The organism is Nocardioides carbamazepini, assembly GCF_024614185.1.
In the GTDB taxonomy this organism is placed as follows: Bacteria; Actinomycetota; Actinomycetes; order Propionibacteriales; family Nocardioidaceae; genus Nocardioides; species Nocardioides carbamazepini.
In genome coordinates, this window is record NZ_JAHTLF010000016.1 from 692,947 (window position 1) to 715,634 (window position 22,688).

Genomic DNA, 22,688 nt, shown 5'->3' on the forward strand with positions numbered 1-22,688 from the left:
TGCCGCCGGCGTCAGCTCGGGTCGAGGAGGATGCCGTCGGCCACGACGTAGCCGTTGGCGTTGTCGTTGACCTGCACATAGCTGCCGGGGCCCAGCGAGTACGTCCCGAGCAGGACCCACTGTCCGCCGGTGGTCTGCTGGTTCTTGGTCACGACGGAGGTCCCGCCCGTGTGGGCGATGGTGAACGGCGTGTTGGTCGCCTGCCCCGGCGCCGCGATCCACCAGGCGTAGACCTTGTAGGACCGGGTGTGGGACATGCGCGGTGTGAACCGGACCGAGCTCGTCCCGGTGCCGGCGGTCTTGTAGCGCACGGACGGCCCGAACACCTGCGGTCCGTTCGACGCTGGCGAGCCGGGCGTCCAGGTCCCCGTCATGGTGACGCCACGGTCGCGGTCGTCGATCACGATCTGATCGGCGGCGTTGGTCTGGCCGAGCGCACCTTGGTGAGTGAGCCATTTCGCCAGCCAGGCCTCCGCCGCGCGCGCCGCCACCCACTCCTCACGACCCTGGTAGATGTCCTCGCCGTCGGCCCGATAGAAGCGGCCGTCGCTCGGCGCGCCGCCGGCGAGCGGGCGCTGCTGCATCGCCAGGACGTGCTGCGCGTGCAGGTCCTCCCACGTACCGGCCTTCTCCGCGACCAGGTCGTCGAGACCGAAGGCACGCACGATCGTGTCGAGGGTCGAGAAGGCTGCGTGCCGCAGCGGCCCCGCCTCCCAGCCGTGCGGGTAGTAGAGGGTCTCCGTGCCGTCGACGTAGATCGTGCCGTTCGGGTTGTTGGCACCCGGGGCCTTGTACGACGGGCTGTCCGGGCAGGGCAGCGGCAACGGGGCGGGCCACCAGTGCTTGTCGACCATCGCGTCGTACTGGAGGTTCGCGCCGTGGAGGGCGTTGGCCGGGACGGGCCTGCCGGCCAGCGCGGGCACGAAGGCACCGCTCATCGACTCGGTGATCGTCGTCATGTAGTCGGGGTGGTACTGGGAGTGGTTGAGCAGCGCGCCGTCGTCGTCGACGTTCGAGCCCTCGAGCCAGTCACGGAGCGGCCGGCCGCGCACGTCGGTGGCATCGGTCAGGTCGGCGGGTCGCGCGAAGGCGCCCACGCTGAGCTCGTTGGCCTTGTACGTCCATCCGGAGCGGCGGCTGTGCTGAGGCATCAGGACCGGCGCGAGGAACAGCAGACGCGCGTTCCACGCGCTCTCCTCGGCCGCCGTGTCGCCGCAGGGCCGGGCCAGGGCGCCGGTCCGGTCCTTGAGGTACGGAGCGTGCCAGCCGATGAAGCGGTTGGCTTCGTACTCGACCATCTTGCGGACCTGCTCGCGGTCACCGGTGCCCAGGTCGTCCCACAGCAGCCAGCCCGCGGTGCCGGCGAGAGCCGTCCAGTAGGCGGTCTGCCAGCCGTATCCCCAGCCGCCGGCGGTGTTCACCCGGTGCCGGTGGGCGAGCGAACGGACCAGCTTGGTGGCGATCGCCCGTGCGTCGGCCTCGGGGACTCCCGTGACGGCGGGGTCGTACTGGCCGGTCTGCAGCGCGACGGCCAGCGCGTACGCCTCGCTGGCGGGTGGGCGGATGTTGTTCTCCACCACGCCGCCGAAGTCCAGATAGGTCCCGGTCTGAGCGTCGAAGTCCTTGGCGGTCGTCCACCAGGTGGTGAGGGCGTACCGGTTGGCGTTGGCGAGGATCGACGACGCCCGCAACGAGTCTCCGTCGGTCGGCAGGCCGGCTGTGAAGGCGCTGGGGTCGAAGCCCGTGACGAAGGTGTCGTCGGCGGCCTGGGCGGAGCCAGGGTGGAGCGTGAGGGCCGCCGCCACGCAGGCGGTCAGGGTGGCACCAAAGCGCCGGCGCCGACGCTGCGCCGCGCTGGACGGTCTGGTCCGAGGTGGGCCGTCCCCCGGCGGCGATCCGCCGGTTGCTGCGGCCTCCCTCCTCGGCAGCCGAGCAAGGTGGGTGAAGGCCAGCTTCGTTCTGGTTCTGACGGTGGTCATCGCAGTGACTTCTCCTTCGGGGGTGGGATGGCGGGTGCGGACTGACGTCGAGGGCTCCTACGAGGCCCAGCGGAGGATCAGGGCGTCGCGCTGGCGGGCGAGGTGCAGCAGCTCCTGCCTCGTCGGCTCCGGGAGGCCGCCGAACGGGGCGCGAACGCGGTCGCTGCGGATGATGCCGCCCTCCCGCATGAGGACCTTGGCCGCGTTCAGGCCGCACTGCCGGTTCTCGTAGTGGATCAGCGGCAGGATCTCCTCCCACCGCTTGGTCGCCTGCTCGACGTCACCGGCGTGGAAGGTGCGGATGATGTCGCCGAGCTGGTCGGGTGCGACACAGCTGCTCATCGAGCCGACCACGCCCGCCAGCAGGTCGGGGATGAGCGTGATGGCTTCCTCGCCGTCGTACACGCCGGGCAGCGCGTCGCCGGCGGCGGTCCGCAGGCGTCGTACCTTGTCGGCTGTCCTCGGCATCTCGATCTTCGCGTACCGGACCTGCGGGATCTCCTGCGCGAGCCGGGTCAGCAGGCCGACCGACAAGGTGGTGGTGCTCAGCGGTGCGTCCTGGATCATGATGTCGATCTCGAGGCCGTCGGCGACGCGCTTGAAGTACTCGAGGACGTCGTCCTCGTCGACGCGCATGGTGGCCCCGAAGAAGGGCGGCATCAGCATCACGAGGGCGGCGCCCCGCTCCTGGGCGGCCAGGCTGCGCTCGTGCGCGATGCGGGCGCTGTAGTGGCTGGTGGTGACCATGACCGGGATCCGCCCGGCCGCGTGGCCGATCGTGGTCTCCATCACGGCATGGCGCTCGTCGTCGGACAGCGAGAACTGCTCCGAGTAGTTGGCGAGGATGCAGATCGCGTCCGACCCGCCGTCGACGAGGTAGTCGACGACCCGCCGCTGTCCCTCGTGATCGAGATCCTCGTTGTCGAGGAAGACGGTCGGTGCGACGGGGATGATGCCTCGGACGAGGTCGGTCATGTGAGCTCCAGGATTCCGTTGATACGTCGGGGGACCGCTTCGTCGACGTCGTCGCGAAGCTCGGGGGGCAGGACCGAGGCGGGTGCGTTCTGGAAGGCGATCGGATGCACCCACCGGGCGATCGAGCTCGCTCCGACCGAGGTCGATGCCGACGTGCTTGCCGGGTACCGGCCGCCGTGGTGCATCCCCCAGGCGACGGCCACCCCGGTCGGGTAGCCGTCGAAGACGAGGCGACCGCACCGCTCGCGCAGCCATGCCGCGATCGCCGCCAGGTCCGGGTCGGTGTCGCCGGCGGAGTGGACGGTGCCGGTGAGGGCGGCAGGGAACCGCGACAGCACGTCCCGCACCTCCTCTGTCGACCGGTACCTCATGACCAGCCCGAACGGCCCGAAGTACTCCTCGATCAGAAGCGCGGCCGTCGTGGTGTGCATGTCACTCGGCCGGGCCTCGGCAAGGACCGGCGCGACCTGACGACCGGTGGCCGCGCCCGCGAAGCGGAGCGCCACGGCCGGGTCGTCGAGCAGCTGCGCCAACCCCGAGCGGAAGGCGGTCGTGATGCCGTCGTTCAGGAGATGTCCGGCTCCCACGTCGCCGAGGACGGTGACCAGCCGGTCGACGAGCCGGTCGCCGGCGGGACCGCTCGGGACGAGGAGCAGACCGGGCTTGGTGCAGAACTGCCCGGTGCCCATCGTCAGGGAGGCCGCCAGGTCGGCGGCGATCTGCTCGCCGCGCTGCTCGGCGGCAGCCGTGGTGACGACCAGCGGGTTGACGCTGCCCAGCTCGCCGTAGAAGGGGATCGGCTCCGGGCGCGCGGCCGCCAGGTCGAAGAGTGCGCGGCCGCCGGCGATCGATCCGGTGAACCCGACCGCCCGGATGCCGGGGTGCCGCACCAGCGCTGTGCCGGCGTCCAGGCCGAAGACGAGCTGGAAGACGCCGCTCGGCGCACCCGCCCGGAGGAGGGTCGCGTCGAAGACCTCTGCGACCAGGCGCGACAGCGCGGGATGGGAGCCGTGCGCCTTCACGATCACCGGGCAGCCCGCGGCGAGGGCAGATGCGGTGTCACCCCCGGGGGCGCTGAACGCGAGGGGGAAGTTGCTGGCGCCGAAGACGGCGATCGGGCCGACGGGGACGTTCATCCGTCGCAGGTCGGGCAGCGGTCCGGCCGGGGTGGCCCCAGCATGTTCGATCGAGACGTCCAGGTAGCTGCCCTCCAGCGCGACTCTCCCGAGGAACCGGAGCTGGTAGCAGGTCCGGGCGAGCTCGCCGGTCAGCCGTGGGACGCCGAGCGCGGTCTCGCGGTCAGCGGTCTCGACCAGCTCGTCGGCACGGGACTCGAGCGCAGTGGACAGGTCGTCGAGAAGGCGCGCTCGGCCCGCCCGGCCCTGGGAGGCCAGCCACGGGACCGCGGCGGTGGCCCGGGCGACCGCCGCGTCGACCTGGTCCGCGGTCGTCTCGACGGCGGCGCGGCCGAGCGTCTCGCCGGTGCGCGCGTCGACGGATTCGATCGTCTTCATGAGAGGGCTCCTGGGTCAGGCCGCGAATCGGACGCCGAGCCCGGCGTCGACGCAGAACTCCGCGCCGGTGACGCCCGAGGCGCGGTCGGAGAGCAGGAAGGCGATGACCTCCGCGACCTCGCGAGGATCACAGATCCGCCGGAGGGGATGGGCGTCCAGGACGGAGCGCTCGGCGCTCTCGCTGTCGTCCTGCCGGTCGAACCACTCCTGCACCAGGGCCGTGCGGGTCCAGCCGGGGCTGACGGCGTTCACCCGGATGCCCTCGGGCGCGAGATCGAGGGCAAGGCTCCGGGTCAGGCCGATCACCCCGCTCTTGGCCGCCGCATAGGGGAACATCCCCGTGGTCGTCAGCCGGGCGTGGATCGAGGCGATGTTGACGATGGACGCCGACCGCGGTCCGGCGCCGGCCGAGGCCTCCGAGGCCCGGCTCCGCAGGTGCGGCAGGGCGTGCTTGCTGGTGAGCCAGACGCCCTTGAGGTCGACTGCGAAGACACGGTCCCACTGGTCGGTGGTCATCTCGGCGGCGTCGAAGTACGCCGCGACGCCGGCGTTGTTGACCAGTCCGGAGACCGGCGCACCGACCTCGCGCGTCGCCCGTTCGAACGCCGACTGCAGCTGGTCCTCGGCAGTGACGTCGCAGGTGTGGGTGAACAGGCGAGTGCCGGTGGCGAGCTCGGCGAGTGCCTCCCGGTCGGTGTCCAGCGCGACCACCGTCGCGCCTCGTTCCAGCAGGAGAGCGGTGGTCGCCGCGCCGATGCCGTTGGCGGCGCCCGTCACCGCGATGACGTGCCCGTCCAGCTCGGGCTGCGGGTCGGCGGTCACACCGGTACCTCGCTGCCACGCTGCCGGACGGAGAGCTCGCGGCGACGTTGCGCGCCCGACAGTGCTCGGGTGCGGCGTCGCAGATTCCACTCGTCCAATGCCACGGCGATCAGGAGCACCCCGCCGCGCGCGACGTACTGGTAGAAGGAGTCGACCTGGAGGATGTTCAGCCCGTTGTTGACCACGCCCAGGACAAGGACACCGAGGACGGTGCCGCCCATGGCGCCGATCCCGCCGGCGAGAGCGACACCACCCAGGACACATGCCGCGATGGCGTCGAGCTCGAGGCCGGCCGCCGCGAGGGGTTGCGCGGAGCCGAGACGAGCGGTGAGGACCACCGCGCTCAGGCCGCAGAGAGCACCCGACGCCACATAGAGCCCGATCCGGTAGCGGGTGAGGGAGATGCCGGCGAGCCGCGCCGCGTCCGGGTTGCCGCCCATCGCGTAGATATTGCGGCCGACCCGGGTGCTCTTGAGCACGAAGGCGACGGCGGCGAACACGACCAGCATGACGACGAGCGGAGCCGGCAGGCCGGCGATGCGTCCTGACCCGATGGCGAGGAAGCGCGGGTCGGCGGCGGAGACCGCGATGCCGTCGGAGAGGATGAAGGCGAGCCCGCGGAAGACCGACAGGGTGCCGAGCGTCGCGATCAGCGGATTCACCCCGAGGCCGGCGACGAGGAGCCCGTTCACCAGGCCCGCGAGGGAACCGGCCACGATCGCCGCGACGACCGCGCCCTCCGCACCCCAACCGGCCTCGAGCGCCTTCCCGGCTGCGATGCCGGCAAGCGCCACGGTCGAGCCGATCGAGATGTCGATGCCGCCTCCCAGCATCACGATGGTGGAGCCGGCGGCCACGATCCCGACGATGGCGATGCTCGTGCCGATGTTGAGGATGTTGTCGCGCGTGAGGAAGAACTCCGAGGCGGAGGACAGGTAGACGCACAGCGCGATCAGGGCGACGACGACGCCGGCGCGTTCGCTGCTGCGCAGCGCGCTCGCCCGTGCGGTGAGGCTGGTGAGGACACTCATGTCAGGACCTTTCCGGAGGAACTGTTCGAGACGGTGGCGAGCGCGAGCTGCATGACCGCCTCCTCGGTGGCCTCGTCTGCGTCGAGCTCGCCGGCGACGGCGCCGCCACGCATGACGTAGATGCGGTCGGCGAGGCCGAGCAGCTCGATGAGCTCGGACGAGGCGACGAGCACGGCGACCCCGGAGGCGGCGAGCTCGCGCACCAGGGCGTAGATCTCGGCCTTGGCGCCGATGTCGATGCCGCGCGTCGGCTCGTCCAGGACGAGGATGTCCGGCCGGTGCGCCAGCCAGCGGGCGAGTACGACCTTCTGGGCGTTGCCGCCGGACAGCGTGCGAACCGGCCGCGACGGCTGAGCCGGGCGGACGGCCAGGCGTTTCATGTACTCGTCGACGATGCGCCGCTCGCCACGGCGGTCGTTGAGGATGCCGAGACGCTTGGGGGCGCAGCGCCCGATCAGGATGTTCTCGCTGACACTGCGGTCGAGGAAGAGAGCGAGCTTCTTGCGGTCCTCGGGGCAGACCGCGAGGCCGCGGTCGATGACCCGTGCGGCGCTCCTGGCCTCGAGTGGACGCCCGGACACGCGGATGCTGCCGGCGACGGCCTGTTCCTGGCCGGCGAGTGCGCGGACGAGGCGGCTGCGGCCCGACCCCACCAGACCGGCGAGCCCGACGATCTCGCCGCGACGGACGTTGAGGCTGACCGGCCCGACACTCGGAGTCGTCAGGCCCTCCAGCTCGAGGGCCACGTCACCAGGTTCCTGCCGGTCCTGGCGTGCGAACACGTCCGTGAGGTCGCGTCCGATCATGTGCTTGATGAGCTGTTGCTCGCTGACGCCCTCGGCGTCGAGCTGGGTGATCAGGCGGCCGTCGCGCAGGACGGCGTAGGCGTCGCTCATCGCGAGGACCTCCTCCATCCGGTGCGAGACGTAGAGGATCGCGACGCCGCGGCCCCGCAGCTTCTCGATCACCGCGAAGAGCTGGCTCGCCTCGGTCGCCGAGAGGCTCGAGGTCGGCTCGTCGAGTGCGAGGACCTGTACGTCGTCGACGAGCGCCTTGACGATCTCGACCATCTGCCGCTGCGCGACTCCGAGCGAGCCGACCTTGGCGCGCGGGTCGAGGGGGACCCCGATCCTCGTGGCGGTGTCGCGACACAGCCGCTCGACGTCGCCACGACGCACGACCCCGTAACGGGAGGGCAGGTGACCGAGCAGCACGTTCTCGGCGACGGTGAGGCCGGGCGCGAGCTGGGGTTCCTGGTGGATGACGCGGATGCCGGCGGCGCGGGCGGCCGACGGGGTGGGCAGCTCGATCGGCGTGCCGTTGAGGACGATGCGACCGGTGTCGGGTTGCTGCTCGCCGCCGAGGACGGAGAGCAAGGTCGACTTGCCGGCGCCGTTCTCGCCGAGCAGGGAGGTGATCTGGCCGGCCCGGACGTCGAAGGTGACCTCGTCGAGGGCGACGACACCCGGAAAGCTCTTTCCGACGGACTCGAAGGAGATCGCTGGAGCTGTCATGTCTGTGTGATCCTTGGCTAGGTCGGGAGGGCGGCGAATCCAGCGCCGCCCTCCCGACGTCCGGTTCAGCCCGAGAAGACTTCGGCGTGGTTCTCGGACGTCACCTCGACGCCCGGCACGAGGGTCTCGAGCGGGATGTCCGTCCCGTCGAGCAGGAAGTCCGCCATCAGCTGAGCGGCGACCTCACCGTGCTTCCTCGAGTCGGCGAACAGGCTGCCGCAGTACGCCGGCGTCCCCTTCTCGAACTCCACCTTCGCGAGTGCGCCGTCGCCGAGACCGACCCCACACGAGTCCGCATCCAGATCGGCAGCCTCGAGCGCGCGCACCGCTCCGACGACCCCCTCCTCGTTGCACGAGTAGACCAGCCAGTGCTTCACGTCCGGGTGGGATGTGATGAGGCCCTGCATCGCCTGCAGGCCGCCGTCGGTGTTGGCGCCTGCGTAGTTGGCCTCATGGACCTGGTCCTCGGTGAGACCGGGAAGGTTGGCGAGCACGCCTTCCTTGGATGCATCCGTGCGCTCGGTGCAGACGCTGACCTCGTTGAAGGTGAGGGCAGCGACACCGATGTCGGCGACGTCCCAGCCGTTCTCCTGGGCCGAGGTGGCCAGCATCTTGCCGACGGCCGTGCCGATGTCGGTGGTGGCCATGCCGACGAAAGGCACCGGGTTGCCGTCCGCGTCCTCGATCGGGTCGTCGACCGCGATCACCGGGATGTTCTTCGTCTTGGCCTGAGCCATGACCGCGGGCCCGAGCTCCTGATCCTGGATGACCAGGATCACGCCGCCGGCGTCCTGGCTGAACGCGGTGTCGAGGCTGGACTGCTGGACGCTCGCGTCGAACCGCGAGTCCAGCGTGGTGACGTCGAGGCCGGCGGCCTTGCCGCCTTCTTCGACGCCCTTCTGCTCGTTCTGGAACCAGCCCTGATCGAGTCGCTTGACGACATAGAACACCTTGTTGTTGGTGTCCTCGCCGCCCCCCGACGGTGACCCGCTGTCGGCGCCGCTGCTGCAGGCAGCGAGCAGCAGGGTCGTACCGAGACAAACCGCGAGCGTCGCTACCGGGGCACTACGTGGCCTCATCACTGAGGACCTCCTTCCTGTGCGCCGGGCGCAGTGCCCGGTCGCCGTTGGGTTGACGAGATTTCGCCAATCTGGATGTCGCTCCCGAGGGCGGACGACTGCTGGATCGCCTCGAGCAGCTCGACGCTGCGCGCGGCGACCTCGACGGGGGAGTTGTTCTCGGTGCTCGCGCCGACGATCAGGTCGATCAAGCGCTGCGGGGGTATGTCGCACCGATAGGCACCCGCGCCGGCCGGAGCGTCGATCTCGATCCGTCTCCCGTCGTGGCGACGGACCTCGGCGCGCTCCCGCTCGATGTCCAGGAGCAGGACTCCCTCGCTCCCGAAGACCCGCAGGTCGATCTGGAACTTGTCGTCGTCCGGCAGCGTGGCGGCGCCGGCGACGGACCCGACGGCGCCGTTCGTGAACGCGACGTCCGCGGCGACGTACATGTCGACGGCGGCCTGCCCGAACCCTTGCCTCGCGGTGACCGACGCAGCCCGCAGCCCGGTCAGCCAGAACATGAGAGCGGTGGAGTGGGTGAGCTGCCCGTGCGTGTAGCCGCCACCGCGCGCCGGGTCCTGCCAGGTACGACGATCCGGCTCGACCAGTGAGGGCGTCCATCCGGAGGGCACCGGACCGGCGCCGCCGAAGAAGCCCTTGGTCGGAGACGCCATGAAGCTCTGCACGAACTCGATCTCGCCGAGCACTCCGTCGTCCAGAAGGCGCTTCGTCTCGACGACGAACGGGGTGTAGTGCCAGCCGTAGGGCACGAGGAAGTGCACGCCGGTCGCCGCGACCTGCTCGACGAGGCGCCAGGCGTCGACCGCGTGCAGCGTCATCGGCTTCTCGCACAGCACGTGGAGGCCACGGTCGAGCGCGGCCGTCGCGTGCGCGAGGTGGAGGTGGTGCGGTGTCGTCACGAGCACGGCGTCGAGGTCCTGCTCCAGGAGCTCCTCGACCTGCTCGGTGGCGTGCCGGAAGCCGAAGCGCTCCTGGACCTCCAGCAGGAGGTCGCGGTCGGGCCGGCACACCGACACCAGCTCCACATCGGCGCGGTCGGCGAGGAGGGGGAAGTGGTTGGTCGTGGCCCACCAGCCGGCGCCGATCGCACCGACCCGGACCCGCCCCGGTGCACTCACGACCTGGTCCAGGTGTGGTGACCGGTCGACGGCACCTGCCGGGTGACGACGCCGCGGGACTCGAGGTCCTCGAGGTGCCCGAGCACGGGATAGACCAGGTACTGCGCCGACACCGGGTCCCACGGACCGAGGCGCGGGTGCGACGCGCGCACGATGTCCATGAGGGTGAGGGGAGCCGACGCGCCGGTCACGATGTCGCCGACGACGGCGTCCACCCGGTCGGCGTAGGCCAGGCTGCCGGCGAGGAACTCGGCCCCCGAGGTCAGGTCGTGGAGCGGGTAGTGCGCGGTGGCCAGGATGGCCGGGCGCAGGCCGGTGAGGGTCCCGATCGTGGCCCGGTAGTCGGGCACCTTGCGGTAGGTCGGGGGGAACGCCGGGTGCTGGTCGGCGGTCAGCACGCTGTCCGAGAGGACGGCGTCGCCGATCATGAGCGTGTTCGTCGTCAAGTCGTGGACGGCCAGGTGGCCGTCGGAGTGGCCGGGGACGTGCAGGACCTGCACCGTGCGGCCGCCGAGGTCGAAGGTCTCGCCGCCGTCGACAGGCAGGTCGACGGTGGTGGTGCGCGTGACGCTGCGGATGAACGTCTTCGTGTCGTCGGGCTCGTCGAAGCCGTGCGGCGCGGCGAACTCGCCGTACCGCTGGGCGATCATCGTCTCGACGTTCTCGACCAGATGGACGTCGCCGCGACCGACCAGCAGCTTCGCGTCCGGCGCCGCGACCCGCAGTGCGGCATTGCCGCCGACGTGGTCGAAGTCGCCGTGCGTGTTGACGACGTAGGCGAGGCGCTCCGGTGCGTGGCCGATGCTCCTCAGGTACGGGAGCAGCGAGCCGGCGACGGACTCGTCGAGGCCGGTGTCGACCAGCATCGACGACGCGTCGCCGATGATGAGATAGAGCGCGACGTACCGCTCACCGAGCGGGGCCTCGATGCGATGGATGCCGGGACTGATCTCCACGATTCCTCCTACCGGCCCTGGAAGTCGGGCGTGCGCTTCTCGGCGAACGCGGTACGGCCCTCGGCGGCGTCGGCGGTCGTGAAGCAGTACGTGAACATGTCGTTCTCGTAGGCCAGGCCGACGTCGAGGCTGGTGGACTGGGCGACGCGGACCAGGTGCTTGCTCAACTGGGTCGCGATCGGGGCGCTGGCCGCGATCCGTGTGGCCAGGTCGTCGACGGCCGCGTCCAGGTCCTCCGGCTCCGTCAGCCGGTCGACCAGGCCGTTGCGGTGCGCCTCGGTGGCGTCGACCAGGTCGCCGGTGAACAGCATCTCCATCGCCTTGCCCGGGCTCACCACGCGGGGCAGGAGCTGGGTGTTGCCGGCGCCGCCGTGCCACCCGAGCTTGATCTCGCCGGCACCGAAGCGTCCGGTCACGTCGGAGTAGCGGATGTCGCTCATCAGGGCCATCTCGAGGCCGCCGCCGATGCAGTAGCCGCGGATCTTGGCGATGACGGGCTTGCGGATCGCCCAGATGGCCCGGGCGTAGTCGACGCGGTTGCGCAGCTGCCAGTTGGACCCGTAGCCGTCCAGGACCGAGATGTCGCTGCCTGCCGAGAACGCCCGGGCTCCTGTGCCGGAGAGGATCACCACGCGGATGTCGTCGTCGACGTTGATCTCGTCGACCAGGTCGAGGAGCTGCTTGCCCATCGTCGGCGTCATCGTGTTGAGCTTGCCGGGCCGGTTGAGCGTGATGCGGGCGATCGGACCGTCGAGCGCGACGAGCAGATCGTCGGAGAGCGCGGTCGGGTCGGTCGGGTCGTTGCCGCTGGGTGCGGTCGCCGATGCGGTTGACATCGATCCTCCTGTCAGATGACGCCGCGGGCGCGCAGCCCGTCGATGGCGTGGGTGTCGTGGTCGAGAACGCCGCGGAGGATCTCCTCGGTGTGCTGGCCGAGCAGCGGGGGAGGGGTCCGCACCGATGCCGGGGTGTCCGAGAGCTCGATCGGGATGCCGGTCAGGCGCAGGGGTCCGATCGTGGGGTGGTCGACGGTGACGATCAGCTCGCGGGCGACGACCTGCTCGTCGGTGCAGAGGCGTTCGTAGTCGTAGACCTCGCCGACCCATACGTTGACGGCGTCGAACGCCTCGATCCACTCCGCGGTGGTCCGGGCCGGCATGGCGCGGTGCACGCGGCGGTAGATCTCGTCGCGGTGGGTGTGGCCGTCGTCCCAGCTGGTCATGGCCTGCAGGACGGGATCCTCGATGGCGATGCCGACCTTGTCGACGGGCGCCATCGCCAGCACGATCCACCCGTCCTTGGTCGGATAGGCCCCGTACGGCGCGTTGACCCAGGCGTGGGCCAGGGGCTCGGCGGATCGCTCCGGGAGGATCTGCAGGTTGAGATGGGTCGCGAGCTCCTGGCACTGGCAGTCCATGACCGTCGAGAGCATGTCGACCGCGACCTTCTGCCCCTGACCGCTGGACTCGCGGTGCCACAGCGCGGACATGATCCCGATCGCGGCCTGGTAACCGGTCATCACGTCGACGGCCCACAGCGCACCGGGCTGGGGCGCGGTGTCGGCGCCCCCGACGGACCACATCGACCCGGAGTACGCCTGCACGACCAGGTCCTGGCCCGGGCGGGCAGCGGCCGGCCCGGTCTCGCCGAACCCGGTGATCGAGCAGTAGACGAGCCGAGGGTTGATCGCGGCGAGCGTCTCGTAGTCGACGCCGAGCCGGGCTGCTGTGCCGACGCGGTAGTTCTGGAGGAAGACGTCGCTGGTGCGGACCAGCTCGTAGAGGAGCTCGCGGCCCTCGTCCGACTTGAGGTCGACGGTGAACGACCGCTTGTTGCGGTTGATGCCCAGGAACGCCGTGGTCTCGCCCTCGAGGGCGGCGTTCGCGAAGCCGTGGCTGCGCGTCCACTCACCGTGGCCAGGCGGCTCCACCTTGATCACGTCGGCACCCAGGTCGGCCAGCCGCATCGCGCAGATCGGCCCGGCAAGCATCTGGGAGGCGTCGAGGACGCGCAGTCCAGCCAGTGGTCCGGCCGCGGCCGCGGGGATCTCGTCGGTCACGGCGCTCATGCGTCGGCACCCTGCTCGAGGAGGAGGCGCTCGCCGGTGATGCGCAGCGCGGAGCCCTGACCCCAGACGTTGACCTCGGTGGGCAGGGTCCGGTACATGATCACGTCGTCGACATTGGTGACGCCGGCGTAGGTGCACGCGGAGACTCCCCAGAAGTCTCCGTCCGGATCGATCCTCGACCGGGTCGCCTCCCACGCGAGGTCGGCGGTGGGCCGGTACGAGTCGTCGAGGAGGCCGAGCCGCAGCGCCTTGTAGTAGGCCGCCCCGAAGAACGAGGCGGTCGACGACTCGAGGTACGACTCCTTGTCGTGCAGGAGGGTGTGCCAGAAGCCGGTGCTGTCCTGGTGCCCCCGCACCGCGTCGGCCATCGCCGTCATCTCGGCGAGCGCCCAGGGGTAGCGGGGGTGGTCCGTCGGCAGCAGGGCGAGGGTCTCGATCATCCCGTAGAGAGCCCAGCCGACGCCGCGGCCCCACCCGTAGCCGTGGAGCATCCGCATGCCGGTGTCCCACGAGTGTCCGAGGAAGGGGCCGGTCTCCGGTGCCGCAAGCAGCCGGGTGTGCGACGACCACTCCTCGAGGGCCCGGTCGAAGTACGCCGGATCGCCCGTCGTGTGCGCGAGCCGCGCGTAGAAGGGCGGCACGTGGTAGATCGTGTCGACCCAGACGGTGTGCCGGTACATCGGGATGTCGGGCCGGTACAGCGGAGCGCGGGCGGAGCGCGGAGCCTGCTCGCCCAGCCACCGGGCGAGCCGTCCCGCGGCCTCCTGCAGCGCGACGTCATCCGTTCGCTCGGCCACCCGCAGCACAGCGGAGCCCGGGGTCAGGTGGTCGACCCAGGTCAGGGGGCGGTCCGCCCACGTGCGCAGGAACCGCTCGCAGAAGGCGAGCGTGCTCGGGTCGTCGAGCAGCTCGGCCGCGTCGAGCAGGCCGTCGATGGCGATCGCGTCGCCCCAGAACCAGACGGTGAAGTCGTACTCCGTGGTTCGCGAGACCAATGCTCGGAGGAGCTCGGCAGTGCCGCTGTGCACGGCGACTGTCGTGGCGGTTGTCATGGTCGTGGATCTCCTGACGTGTCGGTGGCAGATGCGGTGGTCGAGACGAGGCGCGCGGGACGGCGCCGGATCGCTCGTAGGGATCTCGGGGGTCGAGCTCGGTGTCGGCAGAGCCGTTCAGCGACGCGGAGGAAGAGGGTGGGGCATCATCCGGCGTCGAAGTCGACTCCGGGAACGACGCTGGTGATGTCGTCCCTGGTGCGACCGATCAGTCGCTCACATGCGCCGGCAGCCGGCTCGGGCTGACGAGAGGCGATGTGGTCGAGCACGGCTGCGTGCAGCGGCATGGCCGTCTCGCTGGAGTGCGCGACCTGGATCGTGATGTCGCGGCTCATGCGCAATGCGGACGCGATGGTCGCGTTCATCTGCAGCAGGAGGGGGTTGTGGCAGCCGACCAGGATCCCCGTGTGGAAGCGCAGGTCCGCGGCGATGAACGCCTCGTCGTCCTGCGCCTCCATCGCCGCAGTCATGTCGGCGAGGGCGTCGCGCATGTCCGCGATCTCTTCGGGAGTCGCGCGCCGAGCCGCCAGCCGCGCGGCAGCGGGCTCGACGATGGTGCGCACCTCGACGAGCGAGCGCAGCAACCCGCGCTGGTCGCCGTTCGTGGCCTGAACCTGCCACTCCAGGATGTCCGGATCGAGCAGCGCCCAGTTCTCGGGCCCCGTCGCACGCGTGCCCACCTTCTGCTTGGTCTCGACGAGGCCCTTGGCGGCCAGGGCCCGGATGGCCTCCCGCAGGACCGTCCGCGAGACGCCGAACTCGCCGAGCAGCTCGGCCTCGGTCGGCAGGACCTCTCCCGTGGGGTACTCGCCCTCGACGATGCGACGCCCGATGGCGGATGTCAGTTGGTCCGAGAGGTTGCGAGATAAAAGCATACAATAATGAAACATGACTTTCTGGACTGTGTCAACCGTCACACCTGGCCCGGCTCGACGATGCGCTGCCAGCCGTTGGATCGGGTGCCCGTACATCGGAGGATGTACGAGGAACCGATCCAGCGACCGATGATCGAGGCCGTCGCGCGATCTAGCGTCGATCGACGTGACCACCTCGCCATCGATCCCACCAGCCGCTGTCCGTCCGCTCCGCCGGATCGGCGCCGTGACCGTGACCGTTCTCGGCGCCCTCGTCGGCGTGGCCGCCGGTGGCCTGATGATCCTGCTGGCGGCAGCCGTCGCGCCGCATCCGGTGATCTTCCTCGGCGCCGGTGCCGTGGCCCTGTTCGTGGTGACGGCGGCGCTGGTGCGCGCGGGTCTGGCGTTGGCCCGTGCCCGCCGTGGCTGGCGGACCGCGTTGATCATCGGTGCGGGCTGGACGGCGCTGATCGGCATCGGCTTCGGCCTGGTCTTCCTGCGGCCGTTCCCGGCGATGCCGGACCAGCCGGTCCCGGCCGACGTCCGGTTCTGGAAGCTGGCCGACGGGACCCGGCTGGCCTATGTCGCCAGTCCGGCCACGGCGGCGGCGCGTCAGCCGACGCCGGTGATCTTCCTGCACGGTGGTCCCGGCACCCCGGGCGAGGGCCTGCCGTTCGGGACGACCGAGTTGAACGCGGCCGGCTACGACGTCTACAGCTACGACCAGATCGGGGCCGGCCGGTCCACCCGGCTGACCGACGTCACCGGCTACACGGTCGCCCGCAATGTCGCCGACCTCGAGGCGGTCCGGGAGCGGATCGAGGCCGAGCAGGTGATCCTGATCGGTCAGTCCTGGGGTGGCTCGCTCGCGGCGCAGTACCTGGCGGCCCACCCGGACCGGGTGGCGAAGGTGGCCTTCACCTCGCCCGGCGAGATCTGGCCGAAGGCCCATCCCGACACGGAGGTCTCACCCTGGGGGGCGCTGACGGGAGCCAACGAGAAGCGGTACGACGAGCTGATGTCCGATCCGCGCTTCCTCCTGCAGGCGGTGCTGCTGGACAACAGCCCGCAGGCAGCCCACCACCTGGTCGGCGACGCCGAGTCCGACGCCCGGCTGCACGAGATCGCCGTGACCGGTCGCGACCTCGGCGGCTGTCCGGGTGGTCCGCCCGGTGCGGGAGAGGTGCATCAGAACCCGCAGGGCTTCTACGCCAACCAGCTCACCAACGCCGACTTCGACAAGATCGACGACCCGCGGCCGGTGTTGCGCACGATCCGGACGCCCGCCCTGGTGCTGCGGGCCGAGTGCGACTACGTGCCGTGGATCGACACCCGCGAGTACCGAGACACCCTGCCCGAGGCGACGATGGTCTACCTGCCCGGAGCCGGTCATGGCATCACCGACGACGCCGGTCCGGCCTACCTGCGAGCGATCCTGGGCTTCCTGGCCGGCGTCCGGCTGGACGGCTACACCGGCGCCGACGACCCGGCCCGGTGATCAGGACCGGTGGCCAGGTCCGGTGATCAGGTCCGGTGATCAGGACCGGCCGGGACCGACCAGCCCGGACCGATAGCCGATGATCACCAGCTGAACCCGGTCCCGCGCACCGAGCTTGGCCAGGATCCGGCTGACGTGGGTCTTCGCGGTGGCGAGGCTGATGTGGAGGTCGGCGGCCAGCTCGGCGTTGCTGCTCCCTTCGGCGACCTTGACCAGGATCTCCCGCTCCCGATCGGTCAGCTCGGTCAGGGACGGGTGCGGCGTGGCCGGGGCGGCGGGCGGGGTCCAGGTCTCGGCGATCCGGCGGGCGATGGCCGGCGCCAGCAGGGCCTCGCCGGCTGCCACGGTCCGGATGCCCTGCAGCAGGGCCGGAGCCTCGAAGTCCTTCAGCAGGTAGCCGCTCGCGCCGTACCGCAATGCGGCCAGCACCGAGTCGTCGCCGTCATAGCTGGTCAGCACGATGATCCTGGTCGCGGCCAGCTCCGGGTCCTCGGCGATCACCTTGGTCGCCGCCAGGCCGTCGCCGCCAGGCATCTTGAGGTCCATCAGGATCACGTCCGGCCGGAGCTGCCGGGCCAGCCCGACGGCCGTCGGCCCGTCGCCGGCCTCGCCGGCGACCGCGAGGCCGGGCTCGGCCTCGATCAGCGACCGCAGCCCGGACCGGGCCAGCTGGTGGTCGTCGACGATCAGCACGCTGATCATGCCCGATCCTCCCGGGGTACGACGGCGGTCAGCCGGAAGCCGCCGTCGGGGCCGGTGTCCAGGTGGAGCGTGCCGCCGACCAGGGCGAGCCGTTCGCGCATGCCACGCAGGCCGTACCCCTCGACCGGTCCGCCGGACGGCGGGCCCGCGCCGTCGTCGGTGACGCTGAGCGACAGCCGGTCCGGCTGCCAGCCCAGCTCGACCTGCACCGTGCCGGCCCGGGCATGCCGCCGGGCATTGGTCAGCGCCTCCTGGGTCACCCGGTAGAGGGTAAGGCCGGCCAGCGGGTCGCAGCTGCCGGGTTCGCCGCTGATGGTGAGCGTGGCCGGCGGCCCGTCGGTCGCGCTGGCCCGCACGAGGGCGGCCAGGTCGTCCAGGCTCGCCACCCGGTCGGGCTCGGCACCGGTGCTGCGCAACAGGCCCAGGAGCTCGCGGATCTCCCGGGACGCGCCGACGCTGGCGCTCCGGATCCGTTCCAGCGCCGCCCGGGCCGCTGCCGGTTGGTCGTCGTACAGGTGCAGGCCGATGGTGGCCTGCATGGACACCGTCTCGATCGACTGCGCGATCACATCGTGGAGGTCGCGGGCGATCGCCGCCCGCTCGTCGACGACCCGGCGCTCGATCGCCTGCCTGTGCGCGGCCCGGTCGGCATCGGCCCTGGCCTGCAGCAGGGAGCGGCGGAACCCGATCGCGCGGCCGACGGCGAATGCCGACGCCAACCAGCCGACGGTGGCGATCACGTCGCTCGGCTCCTGCTCCAGCCACCATGCCGCCGTGAAGGCAGGGGCTCCCGCGACCACGGTCCAGGCCGCGGCCCGCCAGTACCGATCCAGCGCCCCGACCGTGCCGATGGCCGTCGCGAACGCGAGCAGGAACGGGCCGTCCAGCATGGCCGCGACCGGCGCCAGCTGGCCGGCGAGACCGAACAGGCCGATCAGTACGACGGTCGGCACGGGGAACCGACGCCGCCACACCAGCGGCAGGCTGCACGCCAGACCGAACCCGGCGGCCAGGAGCTGCTCTCGCACGGTGGCCGGGCGGCCGAGCAGGGTGGCCACGCCCAGCAGCCAGACCAGCAACGCCAGCATGGGATCCGCTCCTCGGCGAAGGCGCGGCCAGACGGTCATGGTGCGCCGAGTCTAGGGCGCTCGACGGCTCGGCCGAGGTTGACAATCCAGAGACAGACCTCGCTAATATCGCCATATGACGATGAATGTCGGGTCGGGCAATCCCGCGGACCACGTCGGCGACCCGGACCGTCGTCGGCGGTTGGTACGCCGCGCGCAGCTCCTCGCGACCGCGTCCGTCGCCTACAACGTCGTCGAGGCGGTCATCGCGGTGAGTGCCGGACTGGTCGCCGGGTCGGTCGCCCTGGTCGGCTTCGGCCTGGACTCGGTGGTGGAGGTCAGCAGCGGCCTGATCATCCTGTGGCAGTTCCGCCACCCGCTCCCCGAGTCCCGTGAGCGCCGGGCCCTGCGGCTGATGGCGTTCTCGTTCTTCGCCCTCGCCGCCTACGTGGGCGTCGAGTCGATGCGTGCCCTGGCCGGCGGGCACGACCCGGACATGTCGACGGTCGGCATCGCGCTGGCGGCGGCGTCCCTGGCGATCATGCCGTTCCTGTCCTGGGCGCAGCGCCGCACCGGGAAGGGCCTCGGCTCCAACGCCGTGGTCGCGGACTCCACCCAGACGCTCCTGTGCACCTACCTCTCGGCCGTCCTGCTGGCCGGCCTGCTGCTGAACGCGACGCTCGGCTGGTCCTGGGCGGATCCGGTCGCCGGCCTCGTGATCGCCGCGGTCGCCGTGCGCGAGGGGAGGCAGGCGTGGCGCGGTGAGGGCTGCTGTGGTGTCAGCGGCGCGGTGCCCACGACCGCCGGTGGTTGCGACGACGACGGCTGCTGCGCCACGGCGGAGGGCCGGTGACGCGGGGCAGCACGTCCGAGCGCGCCGGCAACCTCCCCGCTGCGGTGCTCAGGCGCCCGCCCCGGAGGCGGATGCGACGGCCCGCTCGACGCGCCGCCGCACCTCCTCCGGCGAGCCGGTGCCGTCGACGGAGTGCCGCAGGCCGCGCTCGCCGTATGTCTCGAGGAGGGGCGCGGTCTGGTCGCCGTACACCGCCAGCCGGTGCCGGACGACGTCCTCGGTGTCGTCGCTGCGACCGCTGACGGCCGAGCGCCGCAGGATCCGGGACACGAGCTCGTCGTCGGGGACGATCAGCTCGACGACGCCGTCGACGGCCGTGCCGCGCGCCTCGAGCAGGGCGTCGAGCGTCGCCACCTGGGCGTGGGTGCGCGGGTAGCCGTCGAGCACGAACGCCCGCGCGGCGTCGGGCTGTCCGAGGCGGTCGCGCACCATGTCGTCGGTCACCGCGTCCGGGACGTACTCGCCGGCGGCGATGTACTTCTCCGCGAGCCGGCCGAGCTCGGTACCTCGCGCGATGTTGTCGCGGAAGAGGTCACCGGTCGAGATGTGCGGGCCTCGGACGAGAGACGCGAGGGCGCCGGCGTGGGTGCCCTTGCCCGCGCCCGGCGGTCCCATGATCAACAGGCGCATCAGTCGTCCGAGCCCGGCGCGGGTGTGGACATGCCGGCCGCGATCAGGTCCATGACCGAGCTGTCGGCCAGTGTCGTCGCGTCGCCCACCGCGCGATGCTCGGCGACATCGCGGAGCAGCCGCCGCATGATCTTGCCGGAGCGGGTCTTGGGCAGCTCGGGGACGACGACGACCTGCTTCGGCTTGGCGATGGGACCGATCTCGCGGGCCACGTGGTTGCGCAGCGCGGCCGCGACCTCCTCCTCGGCGGCGTCGACCGAGTCGCGCAGGATGACGAAGGCGACCACGGCCTGCCCGGTGGTGTCGTCGGTGGCGCCGACGACGGCGGCCTCGGCCACGGAGGGGTGGGAGACGAGAGCCGACTCGATCTCCGTGGTCGAGAGGCGGTGTCCGGAGACGTTCATGACGTCGTCGACGCGGCCGAGCAGCCAGATGGCGCCGTTCTCGTCGCGGCGGGCGCCGTCACCGGCGAAGTACATGCCCTCCCAGCGGGACCAGTAGGTGTCGCGGTAGCGCTCGTCGTCGCCCCAGATCGTGCGCAGCATCGACGGCCAGGGCTCGCGGACCACCAGGTAGCCGCTCTCGCCGTTCGCCACCGACCGGCCCGCGTCGTCCACGACGTCGGCGGTGATGCCGGGGACCGGGGCCATGGCCGACCCCGGCTTGGCCGCCGTGACGCCGGGCAGCGGACTGATCATGTGGCCGCCGGTCTCGGTCTGCCACCACGTGTCGACGATCGGGGTCGTGCCGCCGCCGATCTGCTCGCGGTACCAACGGTGCGCCTCGGGGTTGATCGACTCGCCGACGGAGCCGAGGATGCGGAGGCTGGAGAGGTCGTACTGCGCGGGGATCTCCTCGCCCCATTTCATGAACGTCCGGATCGCCGTCGGCGCCGTGTAGAAGGTCGTGACGCCCTTCTCCTGGATGATCTCCCACCACCGCCCGCGGTGCGGCGTGTCCGGGGTGCCCTCGTAGAGCACCTGGGTGGCGCCGTTGGCGAGCGGTCCGTAGACGAGGTACGAGTGGCCGGTGACCCAGCCGATGTCGGCCGTGCACCAGAACACGTCGCCGGGCTTGTGGTCGAAGACCCCCCAGAACGTGTACGCGGTCTGGACGAGGTAGCCGCCGGTGGTGTGCAGGATGCCCTTGGGCGTCCCGGTCGTGCCGGAGGTGTACATGACGTAGAGCGGGTGCTCGGCGTCGAAGGCCTCGGCGACATGCTCGTCCGACGCCGCGGCCACCGCCTCGTGCCACCACAGGTCGGTCGCGTCGTCGAACGGGACGTCCTGGTCGGTGCGGCGTACGACGAGCACGTGGTCGACGGGGTTGTCGGCGGGGTTGTCGGCGGCCAGCTTGGCCAGGGCCTCGTCGACGGCCGGCTTCAGCGGCGACGCGGTGCCGCGGCGATACCCGCCGTCGGCGGTGATGACGATCTTCGCCGCGCAGTCGGCGATCCGGCTCGCGAGTGCGTCGGAGCTGAACCCGCCGAAGACGACGGTGTGCGGCGCGCCGATGCGGGCGCAGGCCAGCATCGCGACGACCGCCTCGGGGATCATCGGGAGATAGAGGGCGACCCGGTCCCCGGCCCGTACGCCGAGGTCGGTGAGGACGTTGGCGGCACGGCACACCTCCGCCTGGAGCTCGGCATAGGTGATGTCCCGGCTGTCGCCCGGCTCCCCGACGAAGTGGAGGGCGACCCGGTCACCCGCACCGGCGGCCACGTGGCGGTCGACGCAGTTGTAGGCCGCGTTGAGCCGCCCGCCGACGAACCACTTCGCGAAGGGCGGGTTCGACCAGTCCAGCACCTCGGTGAACGGCTCGGCCCAGTCGAGCCGGCCCGCCTGCTCGGCCCAGAAGCCCAGCCGGTCCGTGGCCGCCCGCTCGTACGCGTCGGCCTGCAGGTTCGCCTCCCGGGCGAGCTCGGTGGGCGGGTCCAGCACGGTCGGGTGGTGCGCCATGGTGTCGGTGTCGTGGGACATCTGCTTGCCTCCGTGGGGTGCGCCCGCGAGAATCACGGGTGCGTCGTGGTCTGCGCCACATGCTCAGGTGCCGCGTCTCCGGCCGGCACGTTCGAAGGTAGGTACTGGTGTCCGTGGATCTCATGCGCCCGAGCGATGTCGCCCTGATCAGGCAGGCCAGTCGCGAGGTCCGCCGGTCGATCCGCGGAGCCGTCTCCTTCGCCGGTCTCTGCGACCAGGGGCAGGTACGGGTCACCGCGGTGGCCGGCGCGGCGACCCGGAAGCTGAGCTCGATCGTGCTCATGCCCTCGCGCGGCCTCGGCGGCCGCAGCTGGGAGGTCAGGCGTCCGCTGGTGGTGGACGACTACGCCACCGCAGACGAGATCACCCACGACTTCGACGAGCAGATCCTCAGCGAGGGCATCGTGACCCTCGCCGTCGCCCCGATCATCGTGCGGCGGCGCATGCGCGGCCTGTTGTACGCCGGGACGCGCTCACCTGCCGGAGGCCGTGAGCTGGTCCGCTGCCTGGAGCGTCAGGCGGGGCAGGTCGCGCACGAGCTCGACGTGCGGGACCAGGTGGACCTCCGGCTGCGCATGCTGCTCGCCGCCGAGGCGATCCGCACGGTGCCGGCGCGGGTCGACGGCGGCCGCGTGGGCTCCGACGAGAGCGCGGCGCGGGCGAGCGAGCCGGCGACGGAGCTGACGCCGCGCCAGGTCGAGGTCCTCGCCCTGGTGGAGCTGGGTCTCCGGAACAGTGAGATCGCCGCGCACCTGGGGCTCTCCCTCCCGACGGTCAAGAGCTACCTCCGTGCCGCGATGGCCCGGTTGCACGCGAGCACGCGGCAGGCGGCCGTCATCGAGGCGCGCCGTCTCGGACTGATGTCCTGACCCGCTGACGACCCCTGACGGCGGCCGGTCGTCTCGGACGGACCGGGCCGGTGGATCCGGCGTGCCCCCACCCGTACCTACGTATTTCACCCGATGTGAGCCTCCGTCCCTCCTCCCTAGCGTGT

20 protein-coding genes are annotated in these 22,688 nt (G+C 71.3%); 3 read left to right on the forward strand and 17 right to left on the reverse strand.

Going from position 1 to position 22,688, the window contains the following annotated elements:
- Positions 1 to 11: 11 nt before the first annotated feature.
- The 13 genes from KVF89_RS15925 to KVF89_RS15985 form a co-directional block, all read right to left on the reverse strand.
- Positions 12 to 1,805 (reverse strand): golvesin C-terminal-like domain-containing protein, encoded by a 1,794-nt coding sequence (locus KVF89_RS15925; protein WP_257426963.1) that lies wholly within the window; start codon positions 1,803 to 1,805, stop codon positions 12 to 14.
- A 231-nt stretch (positions 1,806 to 2,036) separates the two neighbouring features.
- A complete protein-coding gene (locus tag KVF89_RS15930; RefSeq protein ID WP_257426965.1) occupies positions 2,037 to 2,954 on the reverse strand; it encodes a dihydrodipicolinate synthase family protein in 918 nt (305 codons plus the stop codon).
- Complete coding sequence (locus KVF89_RS15935; RefSeq protein WP_257426967.1) at positions 2,951 to 4,468, reverse strand: aldehyde dehydrogenase (NADP(+)); 1,518 nt, start codon at positions 4,466 to 4,468, stop codon at positions 2,951 to 2,953. The genes KVF89_RS15930 and KVF89_RS15935 overlap by 4 nt, the downstream gene beginning before the upstream one ends.
- Positions 4,469 to 4,483: 15 nt before the next feature.
- Positions 4,484 to 5,290, reverse strand: a complete 807-nt coding sequence (locus tag KVF89_RS15940) for an SDR family NAD(P)-dependent oxidoreductase (RefSeq protein WP_257426968.1) — start codon at positions 5,288 to 5,290, stop codon at positions 4,484 to 4,486.
- Positions 5,287 to 6,321 carry an ABC transporter permease gene (locus tag KVF89_RS15945; protein ID WP_257426969.1) on the reverse strand — a complete coding sequence of 345 codons (1,035 nt, stop codon included), beginning with the start codon at positions 6,319 to 6,321 and terminating at the stop codon, positions 5,287 to 5,289. Before KVF89_RS15945 ends, KVF89_RS15940 begins: the two co-directional genes overlap by 4 nt.
- A complete protein-coding gene (locus KVF89_RS15950; protein ID WP_257426970.1) occupies positions 6,318 to 7,835 on the reverse strand; it encodes a sugar ABC transporter ATP-binding protein in 1,518 nt (505 codons plus the stop codon). The genes KVF89_RS15945 and KVF89_RS15950 overlap by 4 nt, the downstream gene beginning before the upstream one ends.
- Before the next feature lie 65 nt (positions 7,836 to 7,900).
- Positions 7,901 to 8,914 carry a substrate-binding domain-containing protein gene (locus tag KVF89_RS15955; RefSeq protein ID WP_257426972.1) on the reverse strand — a complete coding sequence of 338 codons (1,014 nt, stop codon included), beginning with the start codon at positions 8,912 to 8,914 and terminating at the stop codon, positions 7,901 to 7,903.
- Entirely contained in the window at positions 8,914 to 10,035 is a 1,122-nt protein-coding gene (locus KVF89_RS15960) for a Gfo/Idh/MocA family protein (protein WP_257426973.1), read from the reverse strand. The genes KVF89_RS15955 and KVF89_RS15960 overlap by 1 nt, the downstream gene beginning before the upstream one ends.
- On the reverse strand, positions 10,032 to 10,991 hold the full coding sequence (locus tag KVF89_RS15965) for an MBL fold metallo-hydrolase (protein WP_257426975.1): 960 nt from the start codon (positions 10,989 to 10,991) through the stop codon (positions 10,032 to 10,034). The genes KVF89_RS15960 and KVF89_RS15965 overlap by 4 nt, the downstream gene beginning before the upstream one ends.
- A gap of 8 nt (positions 10,992 to 10,999) precedes the next feature.
- On the reverse strand, positions 11,000 to 11,827 hold the full coding sequence (locus KVF89_RS15970; protein WP_257426977.1) for an enoyl-CoA hydratase/isomerase family protein: 828 nt from the start codon (positions 11,825 to 11,827) through the stop codon (positions 11,000 to 11,002).
- Positions 11,828 to 11,838: 11 nt separating this feature from the next.
- Positions 11,839 to 13,059, reverse strand: coding sequence for a CaiB/BaiF CoA transferase family protein (locus tag KVF89_RS15975; protein WP_257426979.1), 1,221 nt, complete (start codon positions 13,057 to 13,059; stop codon positions 11,839 to 11,841).
- Positions 13,056 to 14,111: a glycoside hydrolase family 88 protein gene (locus KVF89_RS15980; RefSeq protein ID WP_257426980.1), complete on the reverse strand. Its 1,056-nt coding sequence runs from the start codon at positions 14,109 to 14,111 to the stop codon at positions 13,056 to 13,058. Before KVF89_RS15980 ends, KVF89_RS15975 begins: the two co-directional genes overlap by 4 nt.
- 146 nt (positions 14,112 to 14,257) lie before the next feature.
- Positions 14,258 to 15,160, reverse strand: a complete 903-nt coding sequence (locus KVF89_RS15985; RefSeq protein WP_257426981.1) for a FadR/GntR family transcriptional regulator — start codon at positions 15,158 to 15,160, stop codon at positions 14,258 to 14,260.
- 52 nt (positions 15,161 to 15,212) lie between these two features.
- Between KVF89_RS15985 and KVF89_RS15990 the strand changes: the two genes are divergently transcribed.
- The gene (locus tag KVF89_RS15990; protein ID WP_257426982.1) at positions 15,213 to 16,463 is read left to right on the forward strand and encodes an alpha/beta fold hydrolase; all 1,251 of its coding nucleotides are present in this window, start codon (positions 15,213 to 15,215) and stop codon (positions 16,461 to 16,463) included.
- A gap of 39 nt (positions 16,464 to 16,502) precedes the next feature.
- On the opposite strand, the gene KVF89_RS15995 is transcribed toward KVF89_RS15990, so the two are convergent.
- Both KVF89_RS15995 and KVF89_RS16000 read right to left on the reverse strand, forming a co-directional pair.
- The gene (locus KVF89_RS15995; protein WP_257426984.1) at positions 16,503 to 17,165 is read right to left on the reverse strand and encodes a response regulator; all 663 of its coding nucleotides are present in this window, start codon (positions 17,163 to 17,165) and stop codon (positions 16,503 to 16,505) included.
- On the reverse strand, positions 17,162 to 18,253 hold the full coding sequence (locus KVF89_RS16000) for a sensor histidine kinase (protein ID WP_257426985.1): 1,092 nt from the start codon (positions 18,251 to 18,253) through the stop codon (positions 17,162 to 17,164). The genes KVF89_RS15995 and KVF89_RS16000 overlap by 4 nt, the downstream gene beginning before the upstream one ends.
- A 121-nt stretch (positions 18,254 to 18,374) precedes the next feature.
- Here KVF89_RS16000 and KVF89_RS16005 point away from each other — a divergent pair, with 121 nt between their 5' ends.
- A complete protein-coding gene (locus KVF89_RS16005; protein ID WP_257427618.1) occupies positions 18,375 to 19,085 on the forward strand; it encodes a cation efflux transmembrane domain-containing protein in 711 nt (236 codons plus the stop codon).
- Between the two features lie 48 nt (positions 19,086 to 19,133).
- Here the strand turns inward: KVF89_RS16005 and KVF89_RS16010 are convergent, their stop codons facing one another.
- Complete coding sequence (locus KVF89_RS16010) at positions 19,134 to 19,715, reverse strand: adenylate kinase (protein ID WP_257426987.1); 582 nt, start codon at positions 19,713 to 19,715, stop codon at positions 19,134 to 19,136.
- Positions 19,715 to 21,694 carry an acetate--CoA ligase gene (acs, locus tag KVF89_RS16015; protein WP_257426989.1) on the reverse strand — a complete coding sequence of 660 codons (1,980 nt, stop codon included), beginning with the start codon at positions 21,692 to 21,694 and terminating at the stop codon, positions 19,715 to 19,717. The genes KVF89_RS16010 and acs overlap by 1 nt, the downstream gene beginning before the upstream one ends.
- Positions 21,695 to 21,801: 107 nt before the next feature.
- Here acs and KVF89_RS30445 point away from each other — a divergent pair, with 107 nt between their 5' ends.
- Positions 21,802 to 22,563 carry a helix-turn-helix transcriptional regulator gene (locus tag KVF89_RS30445; RefSeq protein ID WP_257426990.1) on the forward strand — a complete coding sequence of 254 codons (762 nt, stop codon included), beginning with the start codon at positions 21,802 to 21,804 and terminating at the stop codon, positions 22,561 to 22,563.
- Positions 22,564 to 22,688: the final 125 nt, after the last annotated feature.

Bases quoted from the DNA above. Each gene is read 5' to 3' on its own strand.
- KVF89_RS15930 (WP_257426965.1), bottom strand. From the start codon at position 2,954: ATGACCGACCTCGTCCGAGGCATCATCCCCGTCGCACCGACCGTCTTC.
- KVF89_RS15935 (WP_257426967.1), bottom strand. From the start codon at position 4,468: ATGAAGACGATCGAATCCGTCGACGCGCGCACCGGCGAGACGCTCGGC.
- KVF89_RS15945 (WP_257426969.1), bottom strand. From the start codon at position 6,321: ATGAGTGTCCTCACCAGCCTCACCGCACGGGCGAGCGCGCTGCGCAGC.
- KVF89_RS15950 (WP_257426970.1), bottom strand. From the start codon at position 7,835: ATGACAGCTCCAGCGATCTCCTTCGAGTCCGTCGGAAAGAGCTTTCCG.
- KVF89_RS15955 (WP_257426972.1), bottom strand. From the start codon at position 8,914: ATGAGGCCACGTAGTGCCCCGGTAGCGACGCTCGCGGTTTGTCTCGGT.
- KVF89_RS15970 (WP_257426977.1), bottom strand. From the start codon at position 11,827: ATGTCAACCGCATCGGCGACCGCACCCAGCGGCAACGACCCGACCGAC.
- KVF89_RS15975 (WP_257426979.1), bottom strand. From the start codon at position 13,059: ATGAGCGCCGTGACCGACGAGATCCCCGCGGCCGCGGCCGGACCACTG.
- KVF89_RS15980 (WP_257426980.1), bottom strand. From the start codon at position 14,111: ATGACAACCGCCACGACAGTCGCCGTGCACAGCGGCACTGCCGAGCTC.
- KVF89_RS15995 (WP_257426984.1), bottom strand. From the start codon at position 17,165: ATGATCAGCGTGCTGATCGTCGACGACCACCAGCTGGCCCGGTCCGGG.
- KVF89_RS16000 (WP_257426985.1), bottom strand. From the start codon at position 18,253: ATGCTGGCGTTGCTGGTCTGGCTGCTGGGCGTGGCCACCCTGCTCGGC.
- KVF89_RS16005 (WP_257427618.1), top strand. From the start codon at position 18,375: ATGAATGTCGGGTCGGGCAATCCCGCGGACCACGTCGGCGACCCGGAC.
- KVF89_RS16010 (WP_257426987.1), bottom strand. From the start codon at position 19,715: ATGCGCCTGTTGATCATGGGACCGCCGGGCGCGGGCAAGGGCACCCAC.
- acs (WP_257426989.1), bottom strand. From the start codon at position 21,694: ATGTCCCACGACACCGACACCATGGCGCACCACCCGACCGTGCTGGAC.